Annotated in this window: 14 protein-coding genes; 10 read left to right on the plus strand and 4 right to left on the minus strand. The window is 64.3% G+C overall.

What is annotated here, in order from left to right; all coding sequences use genetic code 11:
- The 10 genes from EN781_RS11945 to speD form a co-directional block, all read left to right on the plus strand.
- On the plus strand, positions 1-223 hold a 223-nt coding region (locus EN781_RS11945), incomplete at its 5' end, for an SHOCT domain-containing protein (RefSeq protein WP_145965485.1).
- A gap of 72 nt (positions 224-295) precedes the next feature.
- Complete coding sequence (locus EN781_RS11950) at positions 296-973, plus strand: DUF4178 domain-containing protein (protein WP_126056153.1); 678 nt, start codon at positions 296-298, stop codon at positions 971-973.
- Positions 970-2,292: a DUF4178 domain-containing protein gene (locus EN781_RS11955; protein WP_189347496.1), complete on the plus strand. Its 1,323-nt coding sequence runs from the start codon at positions 970-972 to the stop codon at positions 2,290-2,292. Before EN781_RS11950 ends, EN781_RS11955 begins: the two co-directional genes overlap by 4 nt.
- A 16-nt stretch (positions 2,293-2,308) precedes the next feature.
- Positions 2,309-2,446: a hypothetical protein gene (locus tag EN781_RS34275; protein WP_189347497.1), complete on the plus strand. Its 138-nt coding sequence runs from the start codon at positions 2,309-2,311 to the stop codon at positions 2,444-2,446.
- 9 nt (positions 2,447-2,455) lie between these two features.
- On the plus strand, positions 2,456-2,683 hold the full coding sequence (locus tag EN781_RS11960) for a DUF350 domain-containing protein (RefSeq protein WP_126056151.1): 228 nt from the start codon (positions 2,456-2,458) through the stop codon (positions 2,681-2,683).
- A 37-nt stretch (positions 2,684-2,720) separates the two neighbouring features.
- Positions 2,721-4,232 (plus strand): polyamine aminopropyltransferase, encoded by a 1,512-nt coding sequence (locus EN781_RS11965; protein WP_126056150.1) that lies wholly within the window; start codon positions 2,721-2,723, stop codon positions 4,230-4,232.
- A 105-nt stretch (positions 4,233-4,337) separates the two neighbouring features.
- Positions 4,338-5,609 carry an FAD-dependent oxidoreductase gene (locus tag EN781_RS11970; RefSeq protein ID WP_210211289.1) on the plus strand — a complete coding sequence of 424 codons (1,272 nt, stop codon included), beginning with the start codon at positions 4,338-4,340 and terminating at the stop codon, positions 5,607-5,609.
- On the plus strand, positions 5,585-5,968 hold the full coding sequence (locus tag EN781_RS34770) for a hypothetical protein (protein WP_210211288.1): 384 nt from the start codon (positions 5,585-5,587) through the stop codon (positions 5,966-5,968). Before EN781_RS11970 ends, EN781_RS34770 begins: the two co-directional genes overlap by 25 nt.
- Positions 5,968-7,092, plus strand: a complete 1,125-nt coding sequence (locus EN781_RS11975; RefSeq protein ID WP_189347499.1) for a hypothetical protein — start codon at positions 5,968-5,970, stop codon at positions 7,090-7,092. The genes EN781_RS34770 and EN781_RS11975 overlap by 1 nt, the downstream gene beginning before the upstream one ends.
- Positions 7,093-7,103: 11 nt before the next feature.
- Entirely contained in the window at positions 7,104-7,472 is a 369-nt protein-coding gene (speD, locus tag EN781_RS11980; protein WP_245455564.1) for an adenosylmethionine decarboxylase, read from the plus strand.
- 491 nt (positions 7,473-7,963) lie between these two features.
- Here speD and EN781_RS11985 read toward each other — a convergent pair whose 3' ends face one another.
- From EN781_RS11985 to EN781_RS12005, 4 genes are all read right to left on the minus strand, one after another.
- Positions 7,964-8,671: a 4'-phosphopantetheinyl transferase superfamily protein gene (locus tag EN781_RS11985; RefSeq protein ID WP_189347501.1), complete on the minus strand. Its 708-nt coding sequence runs from the start codon at positions 8,669-8,671 to the stop codon at positions 7,964-7,966.
- 222 nt (positions 8,672-8,893) lie between these two features.
- On the minus strand, positions 8,894-9,691 hold the full coding sequence (locus tag EN781_RS11990; RefSeq protein WP_126056147.1) for a SapC family protein: 798 nt from the start codon (positions 9,689-9,691) through the stop codon (positions 8,894-8,896).
- Between the two features lie 357 nt (positions 9,692-10,048).
- The gene (locus EN781_RS12000) at positions 10,049-11,575 is read right to left on the minus strand and encodes an HlyD family type I secretion periplasmic adaptor subunit (protein WP_126056146.1); all 1,527 of its coding nucleotides are present in this window, start codon (positions 11,573-11,575) and stop codon (positions 10,049-10,051) included.
- 3 nt (positions 11,576-11,578) lie between these two features.
- A partial coding sequence (locus EN781_RS12005; protein ID WP_127400016.1) for an ATP-binding cassette domain-containing protein occupies positions 11,579-11,956 on the minus strand: 378 nt, incomplete at its 5' end.

Here is an 11,956-nt window from a genome sequence, read left to right on the forward strand (position 1 = left end):
GGCGGGGGCCGGCCTTGGGGCAGGACTTGCGATCGGCCAGGCCATGACACAGGGTTTCGGCAACGCCGCGGCTTCGGCATCGCAGGTCCAGGCGGCGCCGGCCCAACCGGCCGAGGACCCGATCCAGCTTCTCGAAAAGCTCGGCAGCCTGCTTGCCAAGGGAATTCTGACGCAGCAGGAATTCGATGCCAAGAAGGCCGAGCTGCTGTCCCGAATCAAGTGAGCCCGCAGGCGGGCTCCGTTTCCCCAGCCCTGCCGGTGCCAAGAGGTCCGGCGCATCCAACTCAGGGTTTTCATGCGCAAGTTCGACTGCCCGTCCTGCGGCGCGGATGTCACCTTCCGGTCGGCGCAATCGGTCTATGCCGTCTGCGCCTATTGCCAGTCCATGGTGGTGCGCACGGATGTCGACGTCAAATTGATCGGGGTGATGGCCGCCCTGCCGGACGACATGAGCCCGTTGCAACTGGGCAGCGGCGGCTATTTCGAGCAGCAGCCCTTCACGCTCATCGGGCGGCTGAAGATTGGCTGGCGCGACGGGTTGTGGAACGAATGGCACCTGCTGACGGCAGACGGCCGGCGCGGCTGGATCGGCGAGGCGCAAGGGTCTTTCTCCATCAGTTTCGAACTGGAGGGGCCTCTGCCGCGCGACGTCGAGGTGACGCTTGACCACTGTCACGGGTTGCTGACAAGCGGCAAGCCCGCCGCCGAGGCAAGGCCCGGCTTTGCCGTGCAACTCGGCGGCACCACGCTGCGCGCGGTCGACATCAAGCTGGCGACCTGCCTGGGGTCGGAGGGCGAACTGCCCTTCGCCGCGCCCAAGGGCCGCCGGACGGTCGCGATCGACTGCATCGGCAGGCAAGGCGAGTTCGCCACGCTCGATCATGATGGGCGCGAGGCCCATGCCTATGTCGGCCGCTATGTGGAGTGGGACGCCTTCCGCTTTACCAATTTGCGGCCGCTGGAGGGATGGTGAGCGACCAGCCTTCGATCCTGCCGTCCGCCGAGCCGGCGCCGCCGCCGCGCGCGCCCGGCAGGCCGCGCAACTTCGCCTGCCCGAACTGCGGTGGAGCGGTTACGCTGCGCGCGGCCGGCCAGTCGATCACCGCCACCTGCAGCCAGTGTTCATCAGTGATCGATGTCGCTGACGAGAATCTGCGTATCATAGAGGCGGCACAATCTGCCATGCAGCAGTCCGATATCCCGATCGGTGCGCGTGCCCGGCTCAAGGATATCGAATGGGAAGTCGTCGGCTATATGCGGCGCAGCGACGGGCCTGGCGATTTTCGGTGGACCGAGCACCTGCTGTTCAACCCTTACCACGGCTATCGCTTCCTGGCCGAGGAATACGACCACTGGACCCTGGTGAAGATGCTCAACCGCGACGTGCCGGGCGCGGGCAGGGAGGGCTGGATCGATGCGAATGGACGCAGCTACCAATTCTTCGGCAGGGGCTTTGCCCGCACCACCTACGTTGCCGGCGAGTTCTTCTGGCGGGCATCGACCTCGGACGTCACCGCGGTAACCGACTATATCGCGCCGCCCTACCGGCTGATGGTGGAGAGGAACGACGAGGAGATCATCGTCTCCGAGGGCGAGTATCTCGATGCGCGCCTCGTCGCCGCCGCCTTCAAGCTGCCGCTGCGCGTGCCTTCGTCCTCCTCAGCCGGCGTCAGCCAGGTCAATCCGTACAAGCCGTCATTCACGATCGTCGCCCTGGCAGTGGTTGCCGCCACGATGCTGCAGGGCACTTTGCTGGCGATCTCGGCAAACGCGCTCGTCAATTCACAAACCTACAATCTGACCGCCGCCGACAAGAACAAGACCCTGTCGTCCGGAACGTTCCGGCTGAACAGGAGCGGCAATATCGAGATCGAGACCACCTCCTACCTCAGCAATGACTGGCTCGAGCTCGACATGGCGCTGGTCAACATCGACACCAATCAGAGCTACTCGGTATTTCAGTCACTCGAGCACTACAGCGGAACTGATTCCGATGGTCGCTGGGAAGAGGGAGGCAATAGCGAGACTTCGCTGTTGCCTCCGGTTCCGCCCGGCACCTACAAATTGCTGATCGAGCCCGATGCCGGCCTGTTCTCCAAGCCGTCATCATTGCTTTCGTCCTCGGCGCCCTTGCCGGCGCAGCCCGTCACCATCACCATTAAATACGACGTGCCGGTTTGGTCGAACTACCTGATTGCCATGGCGCTGTTGCTGGCCGTGCCGGCGATCAGCTTGATCAGGCGAATGATGTTTGAGAAATCGCGCTGGGAAAAGGGTGGCGTTGCCGAGTGATGCGAAGGAGAAAGACATGAGCAAGCTGCACATGATCTATGCCACGCTGGTTGTGCTCGGCATGTCGGCGGCCAACTTCAACGGCTATGCCGTGACCGCGATGTTCAACGGCAAGCAGACTGCCAACCGCGACGTCAACGCATATCACAAATAGGAGGCTTCAATGGATGCGACCGGCCTGATCGAATTGAAATTCGTCGTTGCCTCTTTGGTCTATTCGGGCTTGGGCCTCGTCGTCTTCGTCGTCGCCTTCCTACTGCTTGATCTGCTGACCCCCAAGGTGCAGGTCTGGAAAGAAATCTGCGAGAAGCAGAACCTGGCCCTGGCGATCTTCCTGGGCTCCGTCGCGATCGGCATCGCACTTATCATTGCCTCGGCCATTCACGGCTGACAGGCGATCCTGCGGCGAGTTGGCGTAAGGCGCTTTCGTGGAAATCCTGCTCCTCTTTTCGGCATTCGTCATCGCGACCTGCGGGCTTGTCTACGAATTGATCGCCGGCACGCTGGCGAGCTACCTGCTCGGCGACTCCGTCACGCAGTTCTCCACCATCATTGGCGCCTATCTTTTCGCCATGGGCGTCGGGTCGTGGCTCTCGCGCTATATCGAACGCAACCTGCTCGCCTATTTCGTCCGTATCGAGCTTATGGTCGGGGCGATTGGCGGTTCCTCGGCCGCGGTGCTTTTCATCTTGTTCGACCAGGTCGCCTCCTTCCGCCTCTGGCTCTATTTTCTGGTCGGTGTGATCGGCATCCTGGTCGGCGTCGAAATTCCCCTGCTGCTGCGCATCCTGGAGGGGCGGCTCGCCTTCAAGGACCTGGTCTCCAAAGTCTTCACCTTCGACTATGTCGGCGCGCTGTTTGCCTCGCTGCTCTTCCCGCTGGTGCTGGTGCCGCATCTCGGTCTGATCCGCTCCGCCTTCCTGTTCGGCATCCTCAACACCATGGTGGCGATCTGGATGCTCTATGCCAACAAGGCCGGCATGATACCCCGGCGGGGCGCGCACAGGGCTGCGGCCTTCACCGTGCTGGCACTGCTCGGAGCCGGCTTCATTTCGTCGGAACGCATCCAGTCGATCTCGGAGGCGAGCATCTATCCGGGCACGGTGATCTTCGCCGAATCCACGCCCTACCAACGCATCGTGGTCACCCGCCAGCAGCGCGACATCCGCCTCTTCCTCAATTCGAACCTGCAATTCTCGTCACTGGACGAATACCGCTACCACGAGGCGCTGGTGCATCCGGCGATGAGCGCGCTCAAGGCGCCACGCAAGGTGCTGATCATCGGCGGCGGCGACGGCCTGGCGCTGCGAGAGGTATTGAAATATCCGGCAGTCGAGGCGGTGACCATGGTCGATCTCGACCCGGCCATGACGCGCCTGTTCTCCAGCAACGAGTTGATGAGGGCACTCAATGGCGGCGCCCTGTCCTCGCCCAAGTTGAAACTCATCAATGCCGACGCCTTTCTCTGGCTGCGGGAACAGAAGCCGGCCGATGCGCGCTTCGACGCCGTGATCATCGACCTGCCGGACCCTTCCAACTTCTCGATCGGCAAGCTGTACTCGCTCACCTTCTACCGCCAGCTGAAATCGGCGCTGAACGATGACGGCATCGTGGTGATCCAGAGCACTTCGCCACTCATCGCGCGCAAATCCTTCTGGTGTGTCGACAACACGCTGGCGGCCGCTGGTTACCAGACCGCCGCCTATCATCTCTTCGTGCCGTCCTTCGGCGAGTGGGGTTTCATCATCGGATCCTTCTCGCCCTATCGGGTGCCAGAGCACCTGCCCGAGGGGCTGCGCTTCCTCGACCTGCCGACCATGAAGGCGATGTTCCAGTTCCCGCCCGACATGGCGCATGTCGCCACCGCCATCCAGCGGCTCGATGACCAGCCGCTGGTGCGCTATTTCGACGAGGAGTGGGGCGATTACCTCATTTATTGAAAGCCGGAGTGCCGGCCTTCAGACCGGCAAGGAACGACCGTCTTTGAACGTGACGCATCCGAAGATGCCTACCGGGCGGTCGGTTTCGCGAACGATGGCCAAGCCATGAGCCGGATCACCCGCAAGCAGTTCCTGGCGCTTGGAGCCGCCTCGCTTGGCCTTGCCGGTTCCGGGCTGGTAGGAAGGGCGTTGTCCAGCGGCGGGGAGAGCGGCCCGGTGCCCGGTGAACTCGTCGGCGCCTCCTCCTCCATCGGCCACAGGCTGCGAGGCGGCACCTTCGCAGCGCCGGGCGAGATCCGCCGCACCGATGTCGTCATCGTCGGCGGCGGCGTCGCGGGCCTGGGCGCCGGTTATCGCCTTGCCAGGGCCGGCTATGACGATTTCCTGCTGCTCGATCTCGAAGCAACTCCCGGCGGCAATGCCGCCAGCGGGCGCAACGAGGTCAGTGCCTTTCCCTGGGGCGCTCACTACGTGCCGTTGCTCACCCAGGAAGCCAGGGCGGTGCGGGCACTGTTCGAGGACTTCGCCATCATCACCGGGTACGGCCCCACGGGCGCGCCGCTCTACGACGAGTATGCCCTCTGCGCCGACCCTTCCGAGCGCCTCTACCGCTACGGGCGCTGGCAGGACGGGCTGGTGCCGGCGATAGGTCTCACTGACGAGGAGGAGGCGGAGACCAAGCGCTTCTTCGCTACGATGCGCGACTTTCGCCGGCGCGTCGGCACCGACGGCCGGCGGGCTTTCGCCATTCCGCTCGACCTGAGTTCGCAGGACGCCGATCTGATGGCACTCGACGCCATTGCCATGACGGCCTGGATGGAGCGCGAAGGCTATCGCTCGCCGGGGCTCGCCTGGTATGTCGACTATTGCTGCCGCGACGACTACGGCACGCGGTCGCAGGACGTCTCGGCCTGGGCCGGCATCCATTATTTTGCCTCCCGCAACGGCAGGGCGGCCGATGCCGACGAGCAGGGGCTGGTCACCTGGCCGGAAGGCAATGGCTATCTCACGCACCGCCTCGCCGAGGTCCTTGGCCCGCGCGTGCGGTCGCGGACGCTGGCCTTTGCCGTCGAAACAGATGATGCGGGCGCGGCTGTCGACGTCTGGGACGCGGCCGAGGACAAGACCTTCCGCGTCGAGGCGAAGGCCGTGGTGCTGGCGACACCTCATTTCGTGACTGCACGGCTGATGAAGCATGCGGCCCTTGCCGCCGGCTTTTCCTATGCGCCCTGGGCGGTGGCCAACATCACGCTCGACAGCCTCCCCGGCGGCACGGGGGCCGGCCTGAGTTGGGACAATGTCGTCTTCGACAGCCCCCTGCTCGGCTATGTCGTGGCCACCAGATCACCCAGATGCGCCCGACGAACACGGTGTTGACCTACTACTGGCCGCTTAGTCACCTGCCGCCGGAGGAGGCGCGCCGGGAAGCTCTGGCGCGGCCGCTGCACGCCTGGCAGGGCATCTTCCTCAAGGAGCTCCTCGCGGTCCATCCCGAGCTCGAAGGCCACGTCCGGCGGGTCGATGTCTGGGTTTGGGGGCATGCGATGATCCGGCCGGTGCCGGGCTTCATCTGGGGCGCGCAGCGGCGCGCGGGTCTCGTGCAGAAGCCGCCTGTCTTCACCGCCCATTCGGACATGAGCGGCGTCTCCATCTTCGAGGAGGCCTATACGCACGGGGTTCGTGCGGCCGAGAACGCCATGGCCTATTTGGGCCATCCTTTCGAGACGGTGCTGTGATGGCGCATTCCTTCCTCAAAGCCCAACCCTGGATATTCTCCGCCCGCTTCGACCTCGGCTTCATCCTGGCGCCGGCGCTGGTGGTGACGCTGGCCGCCCTGGTCTGGTCGCTGTCGGGCGGCGCGGCAAGCGAGACGTCGCCGTGGGTCTGGCTGGTGCTGGTGGTCGGCGTCGACGTGGCCCATGTCTATTCGACCCTGTTCCGCACCTATCTCGACCGCGCCGAGCTCAGCGCGCGGCCCTGGCTCTATGGCTTGACGCCGCTGCTGGCCTGGCTGGGAGGCTGCCTGCTTTACTGGTGCGGCAGCCTGGTGTTCTGGCGCGTGCTCGCCTATGCCGCCGTGTTCCACTTCGTGCGCCAGCAATACGGGTTCATGATGATCTATGCCCGCCGGGAACGCGGCCTGCCACCGCTCTTCCGCCGCATCGACAAGGCTGCGATCTACGGCGCCACGCTCTATCCGCTCATCTACTGGCATTGCCACCAGCGGGAATTCTCCTGGTTCATCGAAGGCGATTTCATCCGCCTCGACCTGCCGCTGCTTGCCACCGTCGCCGGCCTCGCCTATGCCGCCATCCTGGCCGCCTACGTCATCAAGGAGGCGGCGCTGCTCCGCCGCGGCATCGGTTTCAACCTGCCGCGCAATTTGTTGCTGGTCGGCACCGCGATGTCCTGGTTCATCGGCATCGTGCTGTTTGACAACGACCTCGTTTTCACCGGCACCAACATCATCGCCCACGGCATCCCCTATATCGCGCTGATCTGGGGCTATGGCCGCAACCAGGCGCGGCTGCAGGGAGGGCGCAGTTCCTTCCTGGCGCCATGGATCGCCCATCTGTTTACCTGGCGCGCCGTGCCTGTCTACATGGCCGCCCTCTTCGGCCTCGCCTATCTGGAGGAGGGGTTGTGGGATGGCTTCGTCTGGCGCGAGCATGGCAGCCTGTTCGGCCTCTTCGGTACCCTGCCGTCGCTCGGCTCCTCCGACGCGCTGATTTGGCTGGCGCCGCTGCTCGCAATGCCCCAAGCCACCCACTACATCCTCGATGCCTTCATCTGGCGCATGCAGACCAGGGACACCAGCTGGAAGCAGGTTCTGTTCGCGCAAGAACCGGGGCGCTCCTGATGGATGCCCGGGTGACTGATCAGCCCCAGGCCGTGCAGGCCCAGCCGTTCGCCCCGGGTCTGCACCTGCTCGTCGATTTCTGGGAGTGCCGCGGCCTGCGGGATGCCGAGGGGATAGAGCGCACGTTGCGCGAGGCGGCGGCGGCCTGCGGCGCCACGGTGCTGGGCGTCATATTGCACAATTTCGGCGAGGGCGCAGGCATCACCGGCGTCGCCTTGCTCGCCGAGTCCCATATCAGCATCCACACCTGGCCCGAGACCGGCTATGCAGCCCTCGACCTCTTCATGTGCGGCCGCTGCGACCCTCGAGGAGCCTTGCCTGTGCTGGAGGCGTGGTTCTCGCCTGGCCGTACGAGAATTACAGAGCACCGGCGGGGATGAGGTCGCAGGCGGACTGTTCGACCTTACCGGCACAGGCGGGCTCTCCTGCTTGAGAGGGGGGCCGATCACCCGCGATGCTGTGGCGACGCGGGTTCGCGCGTTGGGATCTGGGCCCGCGGTGCGGTCAGCTGTTGTTCAACTTCATATGGAGGCAATGCCGGGTTCAGGGGGGGCGCACGCCGCATTGGCTGCGACCGCCACGATCGCAACCACAGCCTCCGCTCCCTCGGGCATTCAAGCGCGACGCGATCGGTTAGCCCGACGCCCGCCAGCGCCAGCTTTCGCGGACATGTCGGATCTTGCGCCCCAACCCCTGATCGGTGAGGGGCGGGCGCCCCGCGGCCTGAACAGCCGCCGCTAGCGAATTGTATCTGGCATGCCGATCCACTTGGCCACGTATAGTGTCCATCAGATCTCCGCCCCGGGATCGACGCTGATCAGAAATAGAGCCCATGCCGGGTTCACTGAATGCTTGCGGGCAGCGTGGCATGTCAATGCGCGGCGATGTCGAAATATGAGAATAAGATTCCATCGCTGCTGCCGAAACGGCCCTCAAAACAGCCATTGTCGGCCGCCGCCAAGCGGCTTGATGGAGCGATCGTGACCTTGGCGGCGCGTTTCTCCACATTCAGTTCGACACGAACGTCATGAAACGTCAAAAAGCTCCCGTTGAGCGGGAAATGCATTTTGTAAAAGGCTTCCTTGATCACGAATAGAAGCTTGGGCAGGTCGTAGCCCAGGCGACTTTCGATCTCTTCCTGCTCCTCCAGTTCGGGGGCCTGCGACACCAGTTTTGCCAAGTCGCATGGAAGCGGAGAATCGTCCTCGATGTCGATACCGATGCTCAGGAAATCGGCCGACCATCCGACGGCGACAGCGCACAGGCTTCGAGTATGAGAGATGGAACCGACAACACCTGCCGGCCAGACTGGCGCACGATTGCGCCCGACCGGGATGACGCTGTTGGATACGCCAAGGCCCTGCAAAGCCTGCCGGGCATAAATGCGCCCGGCGCGAAACTCGCGGCGGCGCGCCGGTACGACATTGCCCAGGGAAAGTTCTTCCGCGAGCAGCAGGTCTCGGTCGGCTGGTTCGAGATCGCCGCCCTCGACGACGATGCCATCAGCGACCGACTGGCGAATGGCTGCCACCAGGCGGATTGGCGAACGGTCGTCCAGGACTTCCGGCTCACCGGGCAAGACCACTCCTTTGCCGGCCCAAACTGCTGCTCCATCGACGCTGTCCTGCGTTGTAACAGAACGTCGATGGACCGGGCAACGCTCGCCATCGCCAAGAGAAATGGCGGTCCTGAGCGGAGTCCTTCGTGCCCGGCGCGGTCGCCGGCCCCTTATCGCATCCAGCCCACATGCAGCGATGCCGTGAAGCGTTGGACCGCCCTAGGTTTCAGGCGCGACCGAGTTTCACTTGCGCGCCTTGCGTATCGACGCCTGATAGACCAGCGAGGTCCAGCTGTTGCTCGAGGCGAGGTGGCAGTAGAGCATTCCCAGCGCGCCCGATTTCCTGAGGTCGAGGAAGGCCTCGTCGCTCAATTTGTTGAGGGCGGCCTCGTCGATCACCTGGAAATCGGTGAGGTTGAGCACCTCGCCGCCCTCCAGCGTCACCTTGCTCTGGCGCGGCGCGAACAGGCCGTGCGCTTCGATTTTCTCGATCATCGCCCGAGTCGCGTTGAAGTCGGTCTGGAACTGGTTGCAGAAGGCCAAAGCCTGCCTGGTCGCCTCGGTCGGCTCGGTGCCGTTGAAGAAGGGCGCGATCTTGCCGCCATCCTCGCGGAACGGCGCCAGCAACTGGTCGACGATGCGCTCGCTGGCGCGGTCGATGCATAGCGTCAGCCGGCCGGCCGTCTTGCTGTCGTCGGCGAGGATGAAGGGATAGCGCCGCACATAGGCCGGAATGTAGTGCGGCTCGCTCCAGCGGCCGTCGGCATCGACGAACAGGTTCTCGTCCTGGCGCACACCGGTGATGATCACCGGCGCCTTGGCGGCGCCGATGAAGACGATCGGGTAGGATCGCATCGCCGCCGGCATTTCCGACGCCGCCACGGGAATTGCGTGCGCGGAGCGGGCGAAGGAGAAGTCGGCGCGCGCCGCCAGGCCGAGCGAGCCGTGCCGTATCGGATTGAGCGCCTCGGGCTTCGAATAGAACAGCGGTAGCCCAATGTCGGCCGCGGCCGGTGCCGTCTGCGTCTTGGCGTCAGTCATTATCGGTATCCTCCAGGCGTCTCGCGCCAATTCGGTTTAGAGCAACTCCAGGAAAAGTGTGAAACGGTTTTCCGTCCGGGATTGCGGCAAGCCAAGAAATAGAACGGCTCAACGTTTCCGCGAAACGATGAACCGCTCCGGTTACCCGCAAGCCCGTGACCATTCCGGTCTCGCTCGCCGGCTTCACCGTCGCGATCGACAAGCTCGCAGCCGTCAAGTGATGCGGTCGCGATCGGTCGCCGCGCGCCTACCCTTGCCTCGGATGTCCCTGGCTGAGCGCAGCATGCCGACTGAAAGCCGACAGGCAGAACGGCGCCTTGACGAGCCGCCCGAACATCGGCACCCTCGATCGCCTGTTCAGTGCTCCCTGAACCCGCGATTGAGCGAGTCGCGGACCGGCGCCAGCATATAGTCGAGCAGGGTATGCTCGCCGGTCAGGATCATGACTTCCGCCGGCATGCCAGGCGACAGATGGATGTCATGCAGCTGTCCGAGGTCGGCGACGTCGACCTTGACCTTGGCGAGGAAATAGGGCTCGCCGGTCCTCTCATCCGTCAGCCGGTCGGCCGAGACAGAGGTGAGCAGGCCGTGGATCTGCGGCAGATGCCTGGTCGGATAGGCCGACAGCACCACGCGTGCCGGCATGTCCGGATGCACCATGTCGATATCGGCCGGTTTGATACGTGAATCGATGACCAGATTGGGCTCGTTGGGTACGATATCGAGAAGCGGCTGGCCGCCGGAAATCACGCCGGATTCAGTCCTGACACGCAGGTTCATGACGGTTCCGGAAATCGGCGCGACGATATCGGTCCTGGCCAGCACATCCTGGCGTGAGGGCAAAAGGCTGCGCAGTTCGGCGAGGTCGCCGCGCACCTTGGCAAGATCTACATTGGCTCTCTCGCTGTCCTGCTGGCGCAGATTGAGCAACTGCAGCTTGGTCTCGCCGATCTGCTGGTCGTTGCCCGCGACCTGCGACCGGTTCGATGCCTGGTTCGCCCGGATATCGGCCTGGGCGCGCTGCAGCGCCAGTATCCGCGGCAGGCGCTCCAGCCCCTGTTTGTACATTGCCTGCGCCGAAACGATCTCCTGGTCGATCAAGCCGAGCTGCTCGGCCTGGGCGGCGATCACGTCCCTCCATCCCGTGCTCTGTTCTTCAATCTGTGCTATGCGCTTGCTGAGGATCTGCTCGCGCCCCTCCCGGGTCGCAAGGCGGCTGTCGAGCAACGCCTGCTCCTCGACCACCACCTTCCGCGCCGTCTCGCTGTCGATCGACGTCAGCTCCCTGGGAAAGCTGATCCGGTCTTGTCCGGCAAGCTCGGCGACCAGGCGCGCCTCGGTCGCCAGCAAGCGGATGTAGCGCCCCTGCAACTCGTCATAGCGCCCTTGAGCATCGGTCGTCTTCATGCTGATCAGGATCTGGCCGGCGCTGACCTTGTCGCCCTCGCGCACATGGATTGTCCCGATGATGCCGCCCTCCAGGTGCTGGACGGTCTTGCGGTAGCCTTCGGGGCTGACGACGCCATTGGCGACCACGGCGCTCGCTAGCAGCGCCATACTCGACCACGCCGCGGTACCGCCGACAAAGACGATCGCCGAGACGTAGCCCAGCATGCGCGCTGGCCGCGTGCGGCGGTTAAGGTCGCGCCTGCCGGCGCGGAACGCAGGCGACCGCCGCCGGACGAGCCAGGCGAGCAGCAGCAGAGGCAGCGCGCTCGCGGCCGCCGCCGCGGCGATCTTCATCGGCTGGTCCAGCTCTTCGAACCAACTCGGTGTCGCGGCTGCCAGATCTGTGGCAGCACCGACCAGCCTGTTCATTTCGTCGCGCAGGCTGGCCAGCAGCAGGTCCAGCATTTTCGACAGGTCGCCAAATCGATTGTCCATGGCTCACTCCGCCGCCTTCAGCGTTGCCGGTGCATTGGCGTGGCTCTTGTCTCGTCTGGGCATCGGCACGGTAATCCGTCTGGCCTGGCCGCCCAGCGCGCCGAGCACCTCGTCCCGCGTGCCGAACATCTTGACGGCGCCATCGAGCATGAAAACGACATGGTTCGCCGAGCGCAAAAGGTTCATCTGGTGGCTGACGAGAATGACGGTGCAGCCTCGTTCCTTCAAAAGGCGAAGGACATTGAACAGCGCCATTTCGCCGTCCGCGTCGAGGCCGGTGTTCGGTTCGTCGAGCACGATGAGCGCGGGATTGCCGAACAGGGCGCGGGCGAGGGCGATGCGCTGACGCTGCCCGCGCGAGATCCGTGCCCCATGCGGCCC

Source organism: Mesorhizobium sp. M4A.F.Ca.ET.090.04.2.1, from assembly GCF_003999085.1.
Taxonomy (GTDB): domain Bacteria; phylum Pseudomonadota; class Alphaproteobacteria; order Rhizobiales; family Rhizobiaceae; genus Mesorhizobium.